This is a genomic window from Metabacillus sp. FJAT-52054, assembly GCF_037201815.1.
Lineage (GTDB): Bacteria > Bacillota > Bacilli > Bacillales > Bacillaceae > Metabacillus_B > Metabacillus_B sediminis.
Genome location: NZ_CP147407.1, coordinates 841,290 through 860,464, shown reverse-complemented (window position 1 = coordinate 860,464; position 19,175 = coordinate 841,290). Strand labels below are relative to the sequence as shown.

Sequence of the window (19,175 nt, the reverse complement as noted above, 5' to 3'; positions counted from 1 at the left end):
TTTCCGCGGCACTATGATAAGATAATGGTACCAAATCACGGAGGGCGGTTAAAATGGAAATTACAGTTAATCATGAATTGAAAGAGCTGGAGCCTTCGTTTAAAATCGGAATCGCTCTTTATCGGGGAATAGAGGTAGGAGACTCTCCACAAATGCTGAAGGGGAGAATGAGGCTGTTTCAGGAATCCTTATATTTTGACTTTGAAAATCAGGAAATAAAGGACATTCCAGCGGTTCAGGAATGGCGCGCTCTTTTTAAAAAAGCCGGGACGGATCCAAACCGGTACCGCCCTGCTCAGGAAGCCATTTTCCGAAGAATTAAAAAGCAGCAGTATTTGGAGACCATCCACTCCGCTGCCGACATTAACAATTTCTTCTCGATGGAATATCAAATTCCAATCGGCATCTATGACCTGGACCGGTTAAACGGAAACATCGAAATCCGCATCGGAAATTCAGATGATACATATGAAGCCATCAATGGACGTGAAGTCTCAATGGAAAAGAAAATTCTATCTGCAGATGGCAACGGAGCATTTGGAAGCCCCTATGTCGACTCCAAAAAAACAGCCGCCAGCAGAGAAACGGTCAACGCCCTGCAAATCGTCTATCTCGCTCCATCTATGGAAGAGCCTGAAGCAGAGAAGCTGTTATCAGCATTGACAAGCATGTTCGTTCAAATTCATGGCGGAACGGAAGAGCATTTTATTCTATCATAAGGCCTGCGGTGAGCGCAGGCTTATTTTTACGCAGTAAAAAACGCAATGCTTCGCTGATCGGAACGAAACACTGCGTTAGTAACGTATGTATGGAGCGGGTGATGGGAATCGAACCCACTACATCAGCTTGGAAGGCTGAGGTTTTACCAGTAAACTACACCCGCACGTTTACTTTCTCGTCTTGATGACGATGTATATTATTATATTCGTATTACATCAAAACGTCAATACTATTTTTGTTTTTTTTATTAACCGCTTTATACGAGGGTACATCTTAACAATAATGATAAAGGACAAGAAGACTTGTCCTGTCAAAACAAGAACGTTCTTAATAAACCTGGAGAGCAGCATTAAAATCCCACCTAGATTTTTTTTCCATATTCTCGTTATTCTGCGGCTTCTGCCAGGATTCCTTCTTTTTCGCCGAATTATATGACTTACGAACGAATTCCAAAACGTGACTCTTCAATCGTTTACCCCTTCCATAAAAGGGAAAAATATAGGAAACCTGTAAAGGAGGGAAACCAATGAAACGTCCTTACATCCTAAGTGCTGCTCTCGTGCTGTCCCTCACTGCCGGATGCAGCCAAATCAATGCTGCTGATCAAGGAACATCCAGTAAGTCACCCGAACAGAAAAGCTCTCCCGAAACGGCTCAGGCTTCAGAAGTTTCACCTGGGTTCGCTGAAGGAGAACCCGCTCCAGGGACGGATCCTTCTAGCGCTCCGTCTTCACCTGAGCAAGTCATTAACGAAACGTCCATGCTGCTTAAGACAAGGGTTCCATTCACATTGCCGAAAACCATGCCCGTTTCTAAAGGGCTTCATCTGACCTCTAAAGTAAAGTCTGATGCCAATTCCTATGAAATCACGTTTTACCAAACAGAAAAACCTATTCCAATCAATAACAGCAAGCTCAATACCCTTAGCAGCAATCAAAAAATCGCGACGGTTAAAGCAACGAAATATAAAACCGAACGGGAAGCAGCCGAGATGGTCAATTATCAAAAGGCTGAACCGACAGGAAACCCGCCAATCGATCTCGGCCATGGGATTAAAGGATATTCAGATGCAGGAGCAGGAAGTGTATTCCTGCACTGGAATGAAGGCAGATGGTCTTTTATGTCCAAAGCCTTGAATGAACCAGAAAAAGACAGCAATAAAGAACTTGCTGTCAAAGTCGTTAACTTCCTCGAAAAAGAAACGCTTCCTCCGCCTGATAAAGGCGCGTTTTTATTGGACGGAAACAATCCGGACAGCCGGAATAACCTTGTTGTCTGGCAGGATGGGAATATAGTGTATGAGATTGAAGAGGCAAATGGAGCCATGACGGCTCTTGAGATTGCTGCGGCATTTCATAAGGAGTAAGAGAAAAAGACCTCAGTGTTTGCTGAGGTCTTTGTTTACTGTCTAATAATCCCATGGCTCGTTCCGACAAGCACTTCTTTCCCGGCCTGATTCCGGTATACGCTTTTCATGGCAACTCGATTGAAACCTTCTTTTTCCTCAAGCTCAGTTACAGTCACTTCACATGTAATCGTATCTCCCGTAAAGACCGGCCGCAGGAATTCACTGACCATCTCCCTGGCAATGTAGTTCATATCCCCGCCGATTTTTGTTCCGATACTCGCAGTCATGAGTCCGTGGACCATTAGTCGTCCCTGTTCATCTTTCTCCATATGATGCTGTCCCTGATCACCGGTGAGCTCTGCGAAAAGGACAACCTCTTCTGCCGAAAACGTTCGTTCCCAAGTCAATACATCCCCTGCTTGAATGCTCATCCCATTACCCCTCCCTGTTTCTTTGAATATAGCATAAGAAGCAGGGAAAATGAATGAGTATTCACTTTGAACTATATTTCTTTTATTAGGATGCTGCCGATTTTTGTCGAAAAATCGATATATTGAAATTTCCGTCGATATATTGTAGTTTTCGCCGATATTCTGATATTTTCGTCGATATAGTAATTTTCACGCCGGTTTACTGATGTTTCTAACGCTATCCCCATATCTTACCTCCCACAAATTCAGGATGACCGGTCCTGCACCTTGTATTTCTCCTTAAACCAGACATAACATTCGCTTACTTCTTCCCTCGGCAAGTCTTGAGAAGGAAAACAGGAGGAAAGTATAGAACTTTATTAGGATAATAGATAGAGAGGAAGAGAGATGTTCATGTATTTTCCATCTAAAAAAGATTGGTGGGTTTATCTTGTCATTTGGGGAGGAGCCCTTGCCGGATGCCTCTCGCCGTTTCTTGCCGGCAGAGACTACGAAGCTTTATTTGTTACCGTTCCACTGACGGGCTTTCTGATATGGCTCTGGTTTTCAACCGGTTATTTAATAGAGGGCGAGAAGCTTACGATCCGCTATGGTCCCTTTACAAATACCATATCCATAATGGAGATTACGAGCATTAGGAAAACGAAAAATCCATTATCTGCTCCCGCTTTATCAATAGATCGACTGGAAATTACCTATGGGAGATGGTTTGATATCGCGGTTGTATCTCCTAAGGAGAAGCAGGAGTTTGTTAAAATGCTGAAGCAGATTCAGCCCGGTATTAAAGAGAAATAGCGGAGTCCCGGTAAAGGGAGTCCGCTTTGTGTTTTAAAATATCAGCCTTTTTGAAATCCCCAGGAACCGATTCACCGAAGCGCTATAAGCTAGTAGTAGCTCATACTGCTCTTACGCCAAACATACAAAGCCCATTTTGTTTGGAAAGGTTTCTAATTTACCAACAAAGGGAATTCATTCAGTACTAATCGACTAGAAAAAATGTGGAGGCTACAGGATGGAATTATCAAGATCAAAAGCGGGAGCGCGGCAGTCTGCTGAGCAAACGAAGCAGGATACAAAACCATGGATTAGGCGTTTAGGACGCTTCGGCTACATGGCTCAAGGACTTGTTTATGGATTGATTGGGATTCTTGCCTTTATGGCAGCAATCGGGGCTGGAGGCAAAACAACCGATACGAAGGGAATGCTTCAATCACTTCCGGGCATGCCGCTTGGAGAGCTTCTCCTCTGGATTATCGGAATCGGATTGATTGGCTACAGTATATGGGGAATTGTTAAATGTTTTACCGACCCGGAGAACAAAGGATCTGATGCGAAGGGCATCGCTATCAGAATCGGCTACCTTATCAGCGCAGGTATTTATGGAAGCATTGCCTTTAATGCCATAAAAATCGCTGTAAATGGCGGAGGTTCAGGCGGAGGCTCTGAGCAGAGCATGTCAGCGAAGCTTCTCTCCCAGCCCTACGGTCAATGGGTGATCGCAATTATCGGCGCTATCATTATCGGCTACGGAATATACGAATTTATCTCCGGCTACAAAGAAAAGTTCATGACTAAATTCAGAGCCAGCGAAATGAGTCTTCACGAGCGTAAAATTGCCCGCAACTCAGGAAAAATGGGGCTTATTGCACGCGGCATCGTATTAGCTATGATTGGATTCTTCTTCATTGAAGCTGCCTACACTGCTGACCCAAGTCAATACAAAGGCTTGGATGGAGCCCTTTCAGAGCTTTCCAGCCAGCCTTTTGGCCAATGGATGCTTGGAGCCGTCGCACTCGGACTGATCTTGTATGGGGTATATGGTGTTATCCGGGGAAGATATGAACATATGAGTTTTGGAGGAAAATAAGGAACTTGCCTGCAGAGAACGTTCTGCAGGTTTTTTAACGAGAAAAAAAAAAGAAAAGCCATGCTGCCATGGCTTCTTCTTCAATACTATAATTTTTTAACCTCTAAATAATAAATTTGATGCCCTTCAATTTCATGAACACGGAACAAGTACCCTTCCTCTTCAATCTCCGAGCCGGATTTAGCATCAATATTCTGAGTAAGGAACCAGCCGCCGATCGTATCAACCTCTTCATTCTCAAGCTCCGTACCAAGCAGATCATTTACATCCTCAATCAGCAGTTTTGCATCCAAAATGTAGTGCTGCTCGCCTACCTTGCGGATTTCAGCCACTTCATCCTCATCAAACTCATCACGGATCTCCCCAACAATCTCTTCAAGGATATCCTCAGCTGTCACCAAGCCCGAGGTACCTCCGTATTCATCCATGAGGATGGCAACATGCGTCCGCTCCTTCTGCATTTTCACAAGCAAATCATGAATCGGAATATTTTCAATCACACGGATTACCGGGTTTATAAAGGATGGCAAGTTTAAATTTTTATCCATCTCCCTGTTCATTACTTTAGCCGTTAACAATTCCTTCACGTTTATAAAGCCAATGATATTATCCTTATCGCCGTCAGCTACTGGATAGCGGGTATAATTTTCTTCAATCATCGTTTCCATAATCGTGTCAAAACTGTCATCTACAGAAATGCTCACGATTTCAGTGCGGGGAACCATAATTTCCTTCGCAACTCTTTCATCAAATTCAAAAATATTATTCACATATTTCAATTCATTCTTGTTAATCTCACCGCTTTTATAGCTCTCTGAGAGAAGCAGTCGCAGTTCTTCCTCCGAGTGGGCGAGTTCATGCTCAGAAGCAGGTTTCAACCCAAAAAGACCAACAAGGAAACGTGCCGATCCATTCAGGAACCAAATGAACGGATACATAATACGGTAAAACCAAATAATCGGTTTAGCAAACGCAAGCGCCACAGCCTCTGCCTTCTGAATCGCAACCGTTTTAGGCGCAAGCTCCCCGATAACAACGTGCAAGAACGTCACAAGCGCAAACGCAATCCCAATCGTCAATATATGAGCCATCGAATCATTCACATTAAAATATTCAAATATCGGGTGCAGGAGAATCTCAAACGTCGGTTCACCAAGCCACCCCAGTCCAAGAGCTGTAACCGTAATACCAAGCTGACAGGCTGATAAATATTCATCTAAGTGCGAAACAACCTTTTTAGCAGCAATCGCACCCTTCCTGCCCTCTTCAATCAGCTGGTCAATCCTGGACATACGAATCTTTACGATTGCAAACTCCGTCGCAACGAAAAATCCGGTTAATGCAATTAATAAAACAAACATAATCAAATTAATAGCTGTCAATGAATGATCTTACAAATGTAAGATCTTACACCTCCTTGAGTAGTAAACAAATTAATTAAGCAGCACAAGCAGTGTCTGAATCAATGATAAACTTTCATGAGAAAGATTCTTTTTAATCGACTCAAGGCTTGTCTTATCATTTTTATCAAGATGAGCCAGCACCTCAGAAACATCCTTTTCCAAACCGCTGATTTTCAGTCTTAATTCAAGCACATCTATTTCTTCTGCATCCTTTTCTAGAAGCCGTTTCTTGATATCAATTAAATGCATTCCGTCAGCCTTGCACTCTTCTATATAATTCAGCCTCTCAATGGAAGAATAATTATAGTAGCGATAATTAGAAGGGGAACGTTCTGCTTTTAACAGTCCAAGATTTGTATAATAGTCAATGGTTCTCTTAGTAACATCGCATCTTTCAGCCAATTCACCAATCTTTAGTTTTTCTGTCCCAGCGTAATCACCCCAAACTGTAACGTGATGGTTATGGACTAATTGTATAGTTTAGTTGAATAGAAGGCAAGACATACGAAGATTGTTAATGGAATGTTCACAAAAGCAAAAAGAAACCTTACAAAAAGTAAGATTTCTTTTACATTTAATCCCCAACAGCATCCTGCTGATTCAAAAGCACAATTTCATCTTCAAGCATTAAACAATCATGGGAGTTCAAAAGTGAACCCTTCATATTTTCAGTCAGCCGATCCTTATCGTATGCACAAACAGAAAGCAAATCCATCTCATGCACAGTCTTTTGAGCATTGATCTCATATGCATCAACCTCATCCTCAATATCCTGTAACTTTCCCCACTCAATATGAGCCCACGTCCGATATGATTGCTCTGCATCAATAATTGGTTTCACAACCTCCAGAAAATAGGCCACAATGGTCGGCGTATGAAAATCCCCTCGGGAATAGTAAAAATCAAAATTATTCACAAAATGAACCCGGTCCAACTGAGTCCTTGTTAAAGAAGCTTTAACCAGCTCATATAGCGAAGTAAACATTCGATCATTCTCAATGACAAAAACATGGTCTCCCTGCTCAACTCCCGACAGGATATAGGCAGCCGCATTCTTCAAATACGCCTGCGGGTCATCTATTAGGTACAAGATATGCCCGCTTTTATACTCATCTATTTTTTTTTTCATATCCTGAATGGATGTATTCAAACAAAGGGCTCCTTAAAAAGCAAAGTATATTCATTTTTTCTTAGTTCAGCTACAATTCTAACATGTTTGAAGATAAAAGAGCTTACCCAGAGAAGATTGGGTATATTAACTACATTTATAGGGATAATAGTCCATTCATAATATTTAAACTGACCTTAATAAAAGCGCTGTTAAATTTGGCTGTTGATTTCCGCTTCAGGCGTTCGCTTTCCGCGGGGCGGGCTGCTTGAGCCTCCTCGTCGCTTTGCGCCTGCGGCGTCTCACCTGTCCCGCTGCTCCCGAGGGAGTCTCACACCTTCCGCTCCAATCAACAGGTGTTAAAAATCAACAAAATGCTTTTATCCTATCCAAATAAAAGGAAAAAAGACTCCAACGTAATCGTTGAAGTCTTTTTGTGATACCGGTGGCCGGGGTCGAACCGGCACTCCAGAGGAACACGATTTTGAGTCGTGCGCGTCTGCCAATTCCGCCACACCGGCATACTATTTGGAGGCGGCACCCGGATTCGAACCGGGGGTAAAGGAGTTGCAGTCCTCTGCCTTTCCTCTTGGCTATGCCGCCTGAATATGGAGCGGAAGACGGGATTCGAACCCGCGACCCCCACCTTGGCAAGGTGGTGTTCTACCACTGAACTACTTCCGCATCATTTTGTTCTGTAAATCATTCTATGCAGCAGGAAACAAATATTTCCTGTAAAATAAAAATGGCTGGGCTAGCTGGATTCGAACCAACGCATGACGGAGTCAAAGTCCGTTGCCTTACCGCTTGGCTATAGCCCATCTATGTATGTACTCATTATGTATATTCATTATACAGCAGCCAATATGTAAAGACAAAAATATGGGGCGACTGATGGGAATCGAACCCACGAATGTCGGAACCACAATCCGATGCGTTAACCACTTCGCCACAACCGCCACATTATTGAATTATATTGGCAGGGGCAGTAGGAATCGAACCCACACCGGAGGTTTTGGAGACCTCTGTTCTACCGTTAAACTATGCCCCTATAAATGGTGGAGGGGGGCAGATTCGAACTGCCGAACCCTAAGGAGCGGATTTACAGTCCGCCGCGTTTAGCCACTTCGCTACCCCTCCACATCAGTGAAGACAGTGCCGGCAAGAGGACTTGAACCCCCAACCTACTGATTACAAGTCAGTTGCTCTACCAATTGAGCTACACCGGCATATAATATTTGTGAAATAAAACCGTTCCTGCTTGATAAGGTCGCCCAGATCTCAGGATGTTTAGTCAAGAAGCTGCTCGATCTGTGCGCTGAAGTAATTTCAGGGAGCTTATTCGATCGTGCTCTACCAATTGAGCTACACCGGCATATTGCTTTGAAGAAAATGGTGGCTTGGGACGGAATCGAACCGCCGACACATGGATTTTCAGTCCATTGCTCTACCGACTGAGCTACCAAGCCATTAAGTTTTATTGAAACCCTCTTACATTTTACTTATAATTGATTAAAAAATCAAATGGCGGTCCGGACGGGACTCGAACCCGCGACCTCCTGCGTGACAGGCAGGCATTCTAACCAACTGAACTACCGGACCATTTGGTTGCGGGGACAGGATTTGAACCTGCGACCTTCGGGTTATGAGCCCGACGAGCTACCAGACTGCTCCACCCCGCGATAATAAAAGTAATTAAGTTATAATGGTGGAGGATGACGGGATCGAACCGCCGACCCTCTGCTTGTAAGGCAGATGCTCTCCCAGCTGAGCTAATCCTCCAATAGTTTCGGCTTGTGATGAGCGGCGCACTTCGTTGTCGTCTTCGTTCGCTCACATCCTCATGCACTGAAGTGCACTCCGGTGTTCGCTCTCTCGACTCCTAGAATTGCTTGCTCCTCCCAACCCTCTTACATTCATTTTGTTGGGTGATCGTAACACCTTTAACTTGCTGCTGATTAAAAATTGTTGGTGACCCGTACGGGATTCGAACCCGTGTTACCGCCGTGAAAGGGCGGTGTCTTAACCGCTTGACCAACGGGCCAGATATTATGGCGGAGAGCGGGGGATTCGAACCCCCGATACGCTTATGACGTATACACGATTTCCAATCGTGCTCCTTCGGCCACTCGGACAGCTCTCCATAATATGGCTCCGCAGGCAGGACTCGAACCTGCGACCGATCGGTTAACAGCCGATAGCTCTACCACTGAGCTACTGCGGAATACCTGCCTGGCAACGTCCTACTCTCACAGGGGGAAACCCCCAACTACCATCGGCGCTAAAGAGCTTAACTTCCGTGTTCGGTATGGGAACGGGTGTGACCTCTTTGCCATAGTTACCAGACATATTAAAAGTGACAAGATTAATTATATAGTTTGACCAGAAAAAATCAAGACTTTTTTTAATCTTTTTTGTTCACTCAAAACTAGATAACGATTGCTGCACGAGTGAAGCAGCCTTACTTGAATAAAGGTTAAGTCCTCGACCGATTAGTATTCGTCAGCTGCACGTGTCACCACGCTTCCACCTCGAACCTATCAACCTGATCATCTTTCAGGGGTCTTACTCTTGCGATGGGAAATCTCATCTTGAGGGGGGCTTCATGCTTAGATGCTTTCAGCACTTATCCCGTCCGCACATAGCTACCCAGCGATGCCTTTGGCAAGACAACTGGTACACCAGCGGTGCGTCCATCCCGGTCCTCTCGTACTAAGGACAGCTCCTCTCAAATTTCCTGCGCCCGCGACGGATAGGGACCGAACTGTCTCACGACGTTCTGAACCCAGCTCGCGTACCGCTTTAATGGGCGAACAGCCCAACCCTTGGGACCGACTACAGCCCCAGGATGCGATGAGCCGACATCGAGGTGCCAAACCTCCCCGTCGATGTGGACTCTTGGGGGAGATAAGCCTGTTATCCCCGGGGTAGCTTTTATCCGTTGAGCGATGGCCCTTCCATGCGGAACCACCGGATCACTAAGCCCGACTTTCGTCCCTGCTCGACTTGTAGGTCTCGCAGTCAAGCTCCCTTGTGCCTTTACACTCTGCGAATGATTTCCAACCATTCTGAGGGAACCTTTGGGCGCCTCCGTTACATTTTAGGAGGCGACCGCCCCAGTCAAACTGCCCGCCTGACACTGTCTCCCGGCCCGATCAGGGCCGCGGGTTAGAAGTTCAACACAGCCAGGGTAGTATCCCACCAATGCCTCCACCGAAGCTGGCGCTCCGGTTTCCAAGGCTCCTACCTATCCTGTACAAGCTGTGCCAAAATTCAATATCAGGCTGCAGTAAAGCTCCACGGGGTCTTTCCGTCCTGTCGCGGGTAACCTGCATCTTCACAGGTACTATAATTTCACCGAGTCTCTCGTTGAGACAGTGCCCAGATCGTTACGCCTTTCGTGCGGGTCGGAACTTACCCGACAAGGAATTTCGCTACCTTAGGACCGTTATAGTTACGGCCGCCGTTTACTGGGGCTTCAATTCAAAGCTTCGCTTGCGCTAACCTCTCCTCTTAACCTTCCAGCACCGGGCAGGCGTCAGCCCCTATACTTCGCCTTGCGGCTTCGCAGAGACCTGTGTTTTTGCTAAACAGTCGCCTGGGCCTATTCACTGCGGCTCTTCAAGGCTATTCACCCTAAAGAGCACCCCTTCTCCCGAAGTTACGGGGTCATTTTGCCGAGTTCCTTAACGAGAGTTCTCTCGATCACCTTAGGATTCTCTCCTCGCCTACCTGTGTCGGTTTGCGGTACGGGCACCATTTTCCTCGCTAGAAGCTTTTCTAGGCAGTGTGGAATCAGGAACTTCGGTACTTCATTTCCCTCGCCATCACAGCTCAGCCTTAACCAAGGGACGGATTTGCCTATCCCTTGAGCCTACCTGCTTGGACGCGCATATCCAACAGCGCGCTTACCCTATCCTCCTGCGTCCCTCCATTGCTCAAACGGAAAAGAGGTGGTACAGGAATCTCAACCTGTTGTCCATCGCCTACGCCTTTCGGCCTCGGCTTAGGTCCCGACTAACCCTGAGCGGACGAGCCTTCCTCAGGAAACCTTAGGCATTCGGTGGAGGGGATTCTCACCCCTCTTTCGCTACTCATACCGGCATTCTCACTTCTAAGCGCTCCACCAGTCCTTCCGGTCTGGCTTCTCAGCCCTTAGAACGCTCTCCTACCACTGTTCGTAAGAACAGTCCACAGCTTCGGTGATCCGTTTAGCCCCGGTACATTTTCGGCGCAGGGTCACTCGACCAGTGAGCTATTACGCACTCTTTAAATGGTGGCTGCTTCTAAGCCAACATCCTGGTTGTCTAAGCAACCCCACATCCTTTTCCACTTAACGGATACTTGGGGACCTTAGCTGGTGGTCTGGGCTGTTTCCCTTTCGACTACGGATCTTATCACTCGCAGTCTGACTCCCATAGATAAGTCTTTGGCATTCGGAGTTTGACTGAATTCGGTAACCCGATGAGGGCCCCTAGTCCAATCAGTGCTCTACCTCCAAGACTCTCACTATGAGGCTAGCCCTAAAGCTATTTCGGAGAGAACCAGCTATCTCCAGGTTCGATTGGAATTTCTCCGCTACCCACACCTCATCCCCGCACTTTTCAACGTGCGTGGGTTCGGGCCTCCATTCAGTGTTACCTGAACTTCACCCTGGACATGGGTAGATCACCTGGTTTCGGGTCTACGACCACGTACTCAATCGCCCTATTCAGACTCGCTTTCGCTGCGGCTCCGTCTTTTCAACTTAACCTTGCACGTAATCGTAACTCGCCGGTTCATTCTACAAAAGGCACGCCATCACCCGTTAACGGGCTCTGACTACTTGTAGGCACACGGTTTCAGGATCTGTTTCACTCCCCTTCCGGGGTGCTTTTCACCTTTCCCTCACGGTACTGGTTCACTATCGGTCACTAGGGAGTATTTAGCCTTGGGAGATGGTCCTCCCTGCTTCCGACGGGATTTCTCGTGTCCCGCCGTACTCAGGATCCACTCAGGAGGGAACGAAGTTTCGACTACAGGGCTGTTACCTTCTTTGGCGGGCCTTTCCAGACCGCTTCTTCTACCCCGTTCCTTTGTAACTCCGTGTTGAGTGTCCTACAACCCCAGAAGGCAAGCCTTCTGGTTTGGGCTAATCCCGTTTCGCTCGCCGCTACTCAGGGAATCGCTATTGCTTTCTCTTCCTCCGGGTACTTAGATGTTTCAGTTCCCCGGGTCTGCCTTCCAGATCCTATGTATTCAGATCAGGATGCTGCTCCATTACGAGCAGCGGGTTTCCCCATTCGGAAATCTCCGGATCAACGCTTACTTACAGCTCCCCGAAGCATATCGGTGTTCGTACCGTCCTTCATCGGCTCCTAGTGCCAAGGCATCCACCGTGCGCCCTTTCTAACTTAACCTGATAACGGACGTTATCTTCGTTAGAGCTGAAAACAGATGTTTTCAGACTTGATGTTCTCTATCTACGCAAGCGCAGAAGAAAATCGTAAGGTTATTTGCTTACTCGTGTGAATGTTTGACATTCATATCGTTATCTAGTTTTCAAAGAACAAGTGTATAGAGAGAATGATCTCTCAAAACTAAACAAAGTCGAAGTGCGTCCGTTAATTGCTGCACCGCATGGGTGCTGATAATTCTTCCTTAGAAAGGAGGTGATCCAGCCGCACCTTCCGATACGGCTACCTTGTTACGACTTCACCCCAATCATCTGCCCCACCTTAGGCGGCTGGCTCCCTTACGGGTTACCCCACCGACTTCGGGTGTTGCAAACTCTCGTGGTGTGACGGGCGGTGTGTACAAGGCCCGGGAACGTATTCACCGCGGCATGCTGATCCGCGATTACTAGCGATTCCGGCTTCATGCAGGCGAGTTGCAGCCTGCAATCCGAACTGAGAATGGTTTTATGGGATTCGCTTAACCTCGCGGTTTTGCAGCCCTTTGTACCATCCATTGTAGCACGTGTGTAGCCCAGGTCATAAGGGGCATGATGATTTGACGTCATCCCCACCTTCCTCCGGTTTGTCACCGGCAGTCACCTTAGAGTGCCCAACTGAATGCTGGCAACTAAGATCAAGGGTTGCGCTCGTTGCGGGACTTAACCCAACATCTCACGACACGAGCTGACGACAACCATGCACCACCTGTCACTCTGTCCCCCGAAGGGGAACCTTCTATCTCTAGAAGTGGCAGAGGATGTCAAGACCTGGTAAGGTTCTTCGCGTTGCTTCGAATTAAACCACATGCTCCACCGCTTGTGCGGGCCCCCGTCAATTCCTTTGAGTTTCAGTCTTGCGACCGTACTCCCCAGGCGGAGTGCTTAATGCGTTAGCTGCAGCACTAAAGGGCGGAAACCCTCTAACACTTAGCACTCATCGTTTACGGCGTGGACTACCAGGGTATCTAATCCTGTTCGCTCCCCACGCTTTCGCGCCTCAGCGTCAGTTACAGACCAGAGAGTCGCCTTCGCCACTGGTGTTCCTCCACATCTCTACGCATTTCACCGCTACACGTGGAATTCCACTCTCCTCTTCTGTACTCAAGTCCTCCAGTTTCCAATGACCCTCCCCGGTTGAGCCGGGGGCTTTCACATCAGACTTAAAAGACCGCCTGCGCGCGCTTTACGCCCAATAATTCCGGACAACGCTTGCCACCTACGTATTACCGCGGCTGCTGGCACGTAGTTAGCCGTGGCTTTCTGGTTAGGTACCGTCAAGGTGCGGGCAGTGACTCCCGCACTTGTTCTTCCCTAACAACAGAGCTTTACGATCCGAAAACCTTCATCACTCACGCGGCGTTGCTCCGTCAGACTTTCGTCCATTGCGGAAGATTCCCTACTGCTGCCTCCCGTAGGAGTCTGGGCCGTGTCTCAGTCCCAGTGTGGCCGATCACCCTCTCAGGTCGGCTACGCATCGTCGCCTTGGTGAGCCATTACCTCACCAACTAGCTAATGCGCCGCGGGCCCATCTGTAAGTGACAGCATAACCGTCTTTTATCTCCGAACCATGCGGTTCGAAAAGTTATCCGGTATTAGCTCCGGTTTCCCGGAGTTATCCCAGTCTTACAGGCAGGTTGCCCACGTGTTACTCACCCGTCCGCCGCTGACCTCCGAAGAGGTCCGCTCGACTTGCATGTATTAGGCACGCCGCCAGCGTTCGTCCTGAGCCAGGATCAAACTCTCCAAAAAGTAGTTTGACTAGCTCTTGTTTGTTGCTCTAGAATTAACGTTGGCACTTCGATTTGTTTAGTTTTCAAAGATCATTTTGTTTCGTTCGTTTCCTCAGAAGCGACTTTATCAATATACCATTTTCAAAAGCCTGAGTCAACAACTTTTTTAATTTTTTATCGCTGCCGATTTCGGCGTTATCGGCTTCGTTCAGCAGCGACGCTTATTAATATACCACCTGCAGCAACCGTGGTCAATAACTTTTTTTAAAAGAATAAGCCCGGTGATAAATTCCTTTGCCCTTCGTTTCAATTAGATGAATGCCCACGAATTGTCTTTCCACTAAAAACTCCAGCAAAATACTGAGATCCACCGCATAATAGGCAACCTCCGGATGAGCAAGCAGCTCTGAAAAATGCCAGAATTCCTTTTCTTCTAATATAGAAAGTAAATGTGCGGCTCCCACATCTGCTTTGGAATGAATTAAAAAATCACTCGCAAGAAAAAGAAGTTCCAGTCTCTTATTAAGAGGCTCTCCGCTATCAATTAGCTCCTGATAAAGTTTATGAACCTGAGGCTCAATCTGCCGAACTTGATTCCAGACAGTAATCTCCGGATAAAACCCCTGATCAATAACTTCTAATCTTGCAAGATGATGAAGGGCATGAACGATATGATTATATGCGTCCAAATACTGCTTTTCTTCAAAAAAAGATTTCCCCTCAAAATAGCGTCTAATCAGCTTCCCGTATTCCATTCCAATTTTCAGCTTTCTTTCAGAGAATGGGAATGTACTAAGTTTTTCTACCATTTGAGATAAATATTCATTCCGATCAAATAATACCTTGCCATTTAAAATCCAATCAATGATTCGTCTGTTTGTTCCAAGCACCAGCCATTCACCGATTTGTTTCTCTGTCACGATATGCATGGATGCCTTTTGATCGTTAAATTCATAATGTTTTATATGTACAGGGATTTCCGCTGTGCGGACAATAATAAGCAAAGCTGCATCAAACATATCCGTTCCCGGAGAGGTTTGGTCCTTTTTTTCAACCATGATGACAGCAAGCGTGTCCGGGTGACTTGCCCGTTCCTGATAGATAGGGCGGAGAATGTTTTCCATTTCAATAATTCCTCCAAGTACAATATTGATTCGTTTCTTACTTCTACATTTTTTTCTAATACCCTTTTTCGACAAACATTTATCCCACTAAAGGATTAAAACATATTTTTCAGGCAGGGATATTTTTCGGATATTAATGGTGTTTTTTTCTAATTCCTTTGCGCTTCCTGTGCTATATTTAGTATAAGGGGTTGATGGGATGGCTCGCGCTTATTCAAACAAGATTAATAAAATAAGAACTTTCGCGCTTAGCTTAGTCTTCGTTGGGTTTTTCATTATGTACTTAGGGATCTTTTTTAGACAATCAATTATCGCAATGACTATTTTCATGCTTCTCGGCTTGCTTTCAGTTTTAGCCAGTACAGCCGTTTACTTTTGGATCGGCATGCTTTCCACACGAGCTGTACAGGTTATCTGTCCTGCATGTCAAAAGCCTACGAAAATTCTCGGGAGAGTGGATATGTGTATGCACTGCAGAGAACCTCTTACACTGGACAAGCAGCTGGAAGGCAAGGAGTTTAATGAAGACTACAACCGAAAAACGGCAAAAAAAAGCTGATAGGCGCTTCCTATCAGCTTTTTTAATGGATGTTTTTTTGAGCACAGCTGCTGCATTCACCATAGATCTCCATACGGTGATGGCTCACTTTGAATCCAGTAACATGAGCTGCGAGATGCTCAACTTCATCCAGTCCTGGATAATGAAAATCGACAATTTTGCCGCACGTCTCACAAATGACGTGATAATGCTCTGTTGTTACAAAATCAAACCTGCTGGAGGAATCCCCATAGGTTAACTCTTTCACAAGTCCGACTTCCTTGAAAACCCGAAGATTATTATAGACCGTAGCCACACTCATATTTGGAAACTTACCTTCCAAGGATTTATAGATATCGTCCGCTGTAGGATGGTTCATGGAGTGAATAAGGTATTCCAAAATCGCATGACGCTGCGGGGTAATCCGGACTCCGGTTTGCTTTAATGTATCAATCGCTTCCTTGAGCTGATGTTCAGACATCCGCCATGCACCTCTCTTCCGAAAAACATTCTCACATTGTAATATTTATAAATAGTGTACTCTGAGGAATTGAGTTTTGTCAATGCTCCGCCCTGTTTGATTACATATTTCAGCGAAAACTTTTTCAAAAAAAATGTGCAGAAAATTAATTCTGCACCAATGTCGCACTAACTTTTGAGGAGGTTATGCCTTCCCTCTTACTATATACCGCAGTGCCAATTTCGGGATGGACGAACGCCCCCTTTTCAAACTTTTTTCCTTAAATGTAAAATTATAGTGTGATTCTGATATTAAAGTGATATCATAATGATATAAATATTTTGGGGGTCAGATGAATGACAGAGAAAATGATCTGGAAGGTTAATGGATTCATGGGTATCCTATTGTTTCTCATCTTTTGCGGAGGAGCCCTCTTCTTCTTCAACGCACAGCAGCAGTTTGGAGATGTCGCGGGGATTGTTTTAGCGATTGCCTCCCTTCTTCTAAGTATGCTTGTGCTCAGCGGGCTGACGATTGTCCAGCCTAACAAAGCAAATGTTTGTACGTTCTTCGGAACATACCGGGGAGTCATCCGTGATCAAGGATTTTGGATGACTATTCCGCTCACAATCCGCAGCACTATTTCACTTCGAGCGGTGAACTTTAACAGCGACAAGCTCAAAGTAAATGATTTTGAAGGAAATCCAATTGAGATTGCAGCTGTGATTGTTTACAGGGTTTTGGATTCAGCGAAAGCCATGTATGATGTAAATGATTATGTAGAATTTGTCCGCATTCAAAGCGAAACCGGTATTCGTCATATCGCCACCCAATATCCTTATGATAATTTTTATGGAGACGAGGGTATCTCTTTAAGGAAGAATAGTGATGAAATTGCCGACATGCTGGCTGGCGATCTTCAAAGAAGACTTCAAGTCGCTGGGGTTGAAGTGATTGAGGCGAGGATTATGCATCTTGCTTATTCATCCGAGATCGCGTCGGCGATGCTGCAGAGACAGCAGGCAACTGCGGTACTTGCTGCAAGAAAAGTAATTGTTGATGGGGCCGTAGGTCTTGTGAAGTCCGCGATTGATCAGCTTGCTGAAGAAGGCGTCGTGGAATTGGATGAAGAGAAAAAAGCACAGATGGTGAATAATTTGATGGTCTCCCTCGTGTCTGAAAAGGGCATGCAGCCGATTATCAATTCAGGAAGCATCTACTAGGTTGTGATGAAATGAAACGAAAAAACTTCCCTCTCAGAATTGATCCCGAGCTCTACAAAGCTCTTGAAAAATGGGCAGACGATGAAATCCGGAGTGTAAATGCTCAAATCGAGATTATTTTGAAGGAAGCAGTAAAACGCGCTGGACGCAGCAAGAAGGAAGAATAAAAGGAAGAACCGGACGCCATTGCATCCGGTTCTTTTCATTTTTGTGGAGTAAGCTGATCCCTGTACCAAAAATATACGTAATCGGTCATCAAGGAGGATTCATCCATTTGATGCAGCATCGCTGAAATATTGCCTCTGTGATACGTGCTGTGATTTACAATATGAAAAACGATTTCTGCCAGACTGGTTTCTCTTACTCCGGCATATGGATTGTTGAGTATGATTTTCTTTTCCAGGTCGGGGGTGCTTTCAAAGAAGGTTTGAAATTGAGCATTCAACGCATGGAACTCTTGTTCAATCTCATCCACGGATAGCTCTCCCAGTTTTTCGCGCAGTTTAGCTGCCGCTTCCATAGCAGTCGCCATTTCCTTCCCTTCCAGCGCGTGAAGCCACAAATATTCTGTTACATAGATATGAGTCATCGTTGCAGAAACAGAGGGAAAGGTGCTTTTTGTTTCCTTATGAAAGATCTCCTGAGGCAGCGTCTTTAAATGGTCAAAAATCCGCTGATGTGCCCAAACATTGTACTCATAGAGCTTGTTCGGATGGTTCTCCATTATGATCGCCTCCTATATAACTTCCTTCTTCCAATTCGTGTAAGAAGACTAATATTCCTCCTGATTTTGAATTCAAACTGCAAAAAAAGCCCGGGGAACAATCTCCCAGGCTTTCATGGTTTAGTTGGACTCATTTTTTATATAAGTCAGTGCTTCTTCCACATGGTCCTTCACTTTGACTTTTTTCCATTCTTTAATAATCTTGCCTTCAGGATCGATAATAAAAGTAGAGCGTTCAATGCCCATGTATTCTTTCCCGAAGTTCTTCTTCAGCTTCCAGACACCATATGCTTCGGATACCTTATGATCCTCATCGGCAAGGAGATGAAAAGGAAGATCATATTTGTCTCTGAATTTATCATGCTTGTCTACAGGGTCCGGACTCACACCAAGAATCACTGCATTAACATCAGAAAATTCACTGTGGCGGTCGCGAAAATCACAAGCCTGCGTCGTGCATCCCGGGGTCATGTCCTTTGGATAGAAATAAAGAACAACATATTTCCCTTTATAATCAGACAGCTTAACCTTTTCGCTGCCGGCTGCATTCAATTCAAATTCAGGAGCCTGCACTCCAACTTCAATACTCATGTTTACCCCTCCAAATATGATTTCTATTTAGAGCGTACCCAAAAGCAGGAGTTCGTACAACTATTTAGCGTTTTTATCGATTTCAAGCACGGTTCTTGCTACTAAAATAACCGGCAGCATATATCCGATCAATGCTTCCAGAACGGCAATCAGCCTTCCCGCTCCCACCGGAATAATCTCCCCGTAGCCGACCGAAAACAGTGTGACCGCACTAAAATACAAACTAGTATTAAGATGCTCCAGATAATCTCCTTTAATCGGCTCATTACCCTGTGTTAAAATCCCTTGTCCGGTTTGAATAAATAGAAGGTAAAGCATCGCAAAACCAATCAATATCGATAAATATAAAAACGCGATGACGAGGATCGTTTCGCGGGACAGGAATTGCTGCTCTTTGAATGTCTTCGCCGTTATCCGAACAGACATGAGCAAACAGATGATGGTTGCAGCACCAATAATCGGTTCCATAGCGGC

At 45.6% G+C, this 19,175-nt stretch carries 16 protein-coding genes, 16 tRNA genes and 3 rRNA genes; 7 read left to right on the top strand and 28 right to left on the bottom strand.

Annotated elements, in window-relative coordinates; genetic code table 11:
- The first annotated feature begins 53 nt into the window (after positions 1-53).
- The gene (locus tag WCV65_RS04685) at positions 54-719 is read left to right on the top strand and encodes a phenylalanine--tRNA ligase beta subunit-related protein (protein ID WP_338780436.1); all 666 of its coding nucleotides are present in this window, start codon (positions 54-56) and stop codon (positions 717-719) included.
- A 90-nt stretch (positions 720-809) separates the two neighbouring features.
- On the opposite strand, the gene WCV65_RS04680 is transcribed toward WCV65_RS04685, so the two are convergent.
- Positions 810-883 (bottom strand) — tRNA-Gly (locus WCV65_RS04680).
- Positions 884-1,246: 363 nt separating this feature from the next.
- Between WCV65_RS04680 and WCV65_RS04675 the strand changes: the two genes are divergently transcribed.
- Complete coding sequence (locus tag WCV65_RS04675) at positions 1,247-2,086, top strand: hypothetical protein (RefSeq protein WP_338780434.1); 840 nt, start codon at positions 1,247-1,249, stop codon at positions 2,084-2,086.
- A gap of 35 nt (positions 2,087-2,121) precedes the next feature.
- Here WCV65_RS04675 and WCV65_RS04670 read toward each other — a convergent pair whose 3' ends face one another.
- Positions 2,122-2,499 (bottom strand): MaoC family dehydratase, encoded by a 378-nt coding sequence (locus tag WCV65_RS04670; protein WP_338780432.1) that lies wholly within the window; start codon positions 2,497-2,499, stop codon positions 2,122-2,124.
- Between the two features lie 387 nt (positions 2,500-2,886).
- Between WCV65_RS04670 and WCV65_RS04665 the strand changes: the two genes are divergently transcribed.
- Both WCV65_RS04665 and WCV65_RS04660 read left to right on the top strand, forming a co-directional pair.
- Positions 2,887-3,294: a PH domain-containing protein gene (locus tag WCV65_RS04665; protein WP_338780430.1), complete on the top strand. Its 408-nt coding sequence runs from the start codon at positions 2,887-2,889 to the stop codon at positions 3,292-3,294.
- Positions 3,295-3,511: 217 nt separating this feature from the next.
- Positions 3,512-4,366, top strand: coding sequence for a DUF1206 domain-containing protein (locus tag WCV65_RS04660; protein ID WP_338780429.1), 855 nt, complete (start codon positions 3,512-3,514; stop codon positions 4,364-4,366).
- An 86-nt stretch (positions 4,367-4,452) separates the two neighbouring features.
- Here the strand turns inward: WCV65_RS04660 and WCV65_RS04655 are convergent, their stop codons facing one another.
- From WCV65_RS04655 to WCV65_RS04550, 22 genes are all read right to left on the bottom strand, one after another.
- Positions 4,453-5,748, bottom strand: coding sequence for a hemolysin family protein (locus WCV65_RS04655; RefSeq protein WP_338780428.1), 1,296 nt, complete (start codon positions 5,746-5,748; stop codon positions 4,453-4,455).
- A gap of 51 nt (positions 5,749-5,799) precedes the next feature.
- On the bottom strand, positions 5,800-6,171 hold the full coding sequence (locus tag WCV65_RS04650; RefSeq protein WP_338780426.1) for a MerR family transcriptional regulator: 372 nt from the start codon (positions 6,169-6,171) through the stop codon (positions 5,800-5,802).
- Between the two features lie 172 nt (positions 6,172-6,343).
- On the bottom strand, positions 6,344-6,919 hold the full coding sequence (locus WCV65_RS04645) for an MEDS domain-containing protein (protein WP_338780424.1): 576 nt from the start codon (positions 6,917-6,919) through the stop codon (positions 6,344-6,346).
- A gap of 398 nt (positions 6,920-7,317) precedes the next feature.
- Positions 7,318-7,398, bottom strand: a tRNA-Leu gene (locus WCV65_RS04640).
- 8 nt (positions 7,399-7,406) lie between these two features.
- A tRNA-Cys gene (locus tag WCV65_RS04635) sits at positions 7,407-7,480 on the bottom strand.
- Between the two features lie 6 nt (positions 7,481-7,486).
- A tRNA-Gly gene (locus WCV65_RS04630) sits at positions 7,487-7,561 on the bottom strand.
- A 62-nt stretch (positions 7,562-7,623) separates the two neighbouring features.
- A tRNA-Gln gene (locus tag WCV65_RS04625) sits at positions 7,624-7,698 on the bottom strand.
- Between the two features lie 62 nt (positions 7,699-7,760).
- A tRNA-His gene (locus WCV65_RS04620) sits at positions 7,761-7,836 on the bottom strand.
- An 18-nt stretch (positions 7,837-7,854) separates the two neighbouring features.
- A tRNA-Trp gene (locus WCV65_RS04615) sits at positions 7,855-7,928 on the bottom strand.
- Positions 7,929-7,933: 5 nt separating this feature from the next.
- Positions 7,934-8,017: transfer RNA gene (locus WCV65_RS04610), tRNA-Tyr, on the bottom strand.
- Positions 8,018-8,033: 16 nt separating this feature from the next.
- Positions 8,034-8,106 (bottom strand) — tRNA-Thr (locus tag WCV65_RS04605).
- Positions 8,107-8,270: 164 nt separating this feature from the next.
- Positions 8,271-8,346: transfer RNA gene (locus WCV65_RS04600), tRNA-Phe, on the bottom strand.
- A 56-nt stretch (positions 8,347-8,402) separates the two neighbouring features.
- A tRNA-Asp gene (locus WCV65_RS04595) sits at positions 8,403-8,479 on the bottom strand.
- Positions 8,480-8,482: 3 nt separating this feature from the next.
- Positions 8,483-8,559, bottom strand: a tRNA-Met gene (locus WCV65_RS04590).
- 24 nt (positions 8,560-8,583) lie between these two features.
- Positions 8,584-8,659: transfer RNA gene (locus WCV65_RS04585), tRNA-Val, on the bottom strand.
- A 187-nt stretch (positions 8,660-8,846) separates the two neighbouring features.
- Positions 8,847-8,921, bottom strand: a tRNA-Glu gene (locus tag WCV65_RS04580).
- Between the two features lie 8 nt (positions 8,922-8,929).
- A tRNA-Ser gene (locus WCV65_RS04575) sits at positions 8,930-9,020 on the bottom strand.
- Positions 9,021-9,026: 6 nt separating this feature from the next.
- Positions 9,027-9,101 (bottom strand) — tRNA-Asn (locus tag WCV65_RS04570).
- Between the two features lie 6 nt (positions 9,102-9,107).
- Positions 9,108-9,223: ribosomal RNA gene (gene rrf, locus WCV65_RS04565) — 5S ribosomal RNA — on the bottom strand.
- A gap of 126 nt (positions 9,224-9,349) precedes the next feature.
- Positions 9,350-12,276: ribosomal RNA gene (locus WCV65_RS04560) — 23S ribosomal RNA — on the bottom strand.
- A gap of 245 nt (positions 12,277-12,521) precedes the next feature.
- Positions 12,522-14,060, bottom strand: a 16S ribosomal RNA gene (locus tag WCV65_RS04555).
- The 16S, 23S and 5S rRNA genes sit together here with 15 tRNA genes alongside, the layout of an rRNA operon.
- Before the next feature lie 232 nt (positions 14,061-14,292).
- Positions 14,293-15,165 (bottom strand): nucleotidyltransferase-like protein, encoded by an 873-nt coding sequence (locus WCV65_RS04550; RefSeq protein WP_338780422.1) that lies wholly within the window; start codon positions 15,163-15,165, stop codon positions 14,293-14,295.
- 199 nt (positions 15,166-15,364) lie between these two features.
- Between WCV65_RS04550 and WCV65_RS04545 the strand changes: the two genes are divergently transcribed.
- Positions 15,365-15,724 carry a YgzB family protein gene (locus WCV65_RS04545; protein ID WP_035406030.1) on the top strand — a complete coding sequence of 120 codons (360 nt, stop codon included), beginning with the start codon at positions 15,365-15,367 and terminating at the stop codon, positions 15,722-15,724.
- Between the two features lie 22 nt (positions 15,725-15,746).
- Here WCV65_RS04545 and perR read toward each other — a convergent pair whose 3' ends face one another.
- Positions 15,747-16,184 (bottom strand): peroxide-responsive transcriptional repressor PerR, encoded by a 438-nt coding sequence (gene perR, locus WCV65_RS04540; RefSeq protein WP_035406029.1) that lies wholly within the window; start codon positions 16,182-16,184, stop codon positions 15,747-15,749.
- A 335-nt stretch (positions 16,185-16,519) separates the two neighbouring features.
- On the opposite strand from perR, the gene WCV65_RS04535 reads away from it, so the two are divergent.
- Positions 16,520-17,386, top strand: coding sequence for an SPFH domain-containing protein (locus WCV65_RS04535; RefSeq protein ID WP_338780418.1), 867 nt, complete (start codon positions 16,520-16,522; stop codon positions 17,384-17,386).
- An 11-nt stretch (positions 17,387-17,397) separates the two neighbouring features.
- On the top strand, positions 17,398-17,553 hold the full coding sequence (locus tag WCV65_RS04530) for a hypothetical protein (RefSeq protein ID WP_123914226.1): 156 nt from the start codon (positions 17,398-17,400) through the stop codon (positions 17,551-17,553).
- Between the two features lie 35 nt (positions 17,554-17,588).
- Here the strand turns inward: WCV65_RS04530 and WCV65_RS04525 are convergent, their stop codons facing one another.
- The 3 genes from WCV65_RS04525 to WCV65_RS04515 all read right to left on the bottom strand — a co-directional run bounded on the left by WCV65_RS04525 (position 17,589) and on the right by WCV65_RS04515 (position 19,169).
- Complete coding sequence (locus WCV65_RS04525) at positions 17,589-18,110, bottom strand: DinB family protein (RefSeq protein ID WP_338780414.1); 522 nt, start codon at positions 18,108-18,110, stop codon at positions 17,589-17,591.
- A 120-nt stretch (positions 18,111-18,230) separates the two neighbouring features.
- Positions 18,231-18,701, bottom strand: a complete 471-nt coding sequence (bcp, locus tag WCV65_RS04520) for a thioredoxin-dependent thiol peroxidase (protein WP_035406021.1) — start codon at positions 18,699-18,701, stop codon at positions 18,231-18,233.
- Positions 18,702-18,761: 60 nt separating this feature from the next.
- Positions 18,762-19,169: a potassium channel family protein gene (locus WCV65_RS04515; protein ID WP_035406020.1), complete on the bottom strand. Its 408-nt coding sequence runs from the start codon at positions 19,167-19,169 to the stop codon at positions 18,762-18,764.
- Positions 19,170-19,175 lie beyond the last annotated feature (6 nt).

Bases quoted from the DNA above. Each gene is read 5' to 3' on its own strand.
- WCV65_RS04535 (WP_338780418.1), top strand. From the start codon at position 16,520: ATGACAGAGAAAATGATCTGGAAGGTTAATGGATTCATGGGTATCCTA.
- WCV65_RS04525 (WP_338780414.1), bottom strand. From the start codon at position 18,110: ATGGAGAACCATCCGAACAAGCTCTATGAGTACAATGTTTGGGCACAT.
- WCV65_RS04665 (WP_338780430.1), top strand. From the start codon at position 2,887: ATGTTCATGTATTTTCCATCTAAAAAAGATTGGTGGGTTTATCTTGTC.
- WCV65_RS04515 (WP_035406020.1), bottom strand. From the start codon at position 19,169: ATGGAACCGATTATTGGTGCTGCAACCATCATCTGTTTGCTCATGTCT.
- perR (WP_035406029.1), bottom strand. From the start codon at position 16,184: ATGTCTGAACATCAGCTCAAGGAAGCGATTGATACATTAAAGCAAACC.
- WCV65_RS04530 (WP_123914226.1), top strand. From the start codon at position 17,398: ATGAAACGAAAAAACTTCCCTCTCAGAATTGATCCCGAGCTCTACAAA.
- WCV65_RS04670 (WP_338780432.1), bottom strand. From the start codon at position 2,499: ATGAGCATTCAAGCAGGGGATGTATTGACTTGGGAACGAACGTTTTCG.
- WCV65_RS04660 (WP_338780429.1), top strand. From the start codon at position 3,512: ATGGAATTATCAAGATCAAAAGCGGGAGCGCGGCAGTCTGCTGAGCAA.
- WCV65_RS04685 (WP_338780436.1), top strand. From the start codon at position 54: ATGGAAATTACAGTTAATCATGAATTGAAAGAGCTGGAGCCTTCGTTT.
- WCV65_RS04545 (WP_035406030.1), top strand. From the start codon at position 15,365: ATGGCTCGCGCTTATTCAAACAAGATTAATAAAATAAGAACTTTCGCG.
- WCV65_RS04675 (WP_338780434.1), top strand. From the start codon at position 1,247: ATGAAACGTCCTTACATCCTAAGTGCTGCTCTCGTGCTGTCCCTCACT.
- WCV65_RS04550 (WP_338780422.1), bottom strand. From the start codon at position 15,165: ATGGAAAACATTCTCCGCCCTATCTATCAGGAACGGGCAAGTCACCCG.
- bcp (WP_035406021.1), bottom strand. From the start codon at position 18,701: ATGAGTATTGAAGTTGGAGTGCAGGCTCCTGAATTTGAATTGAATGCA.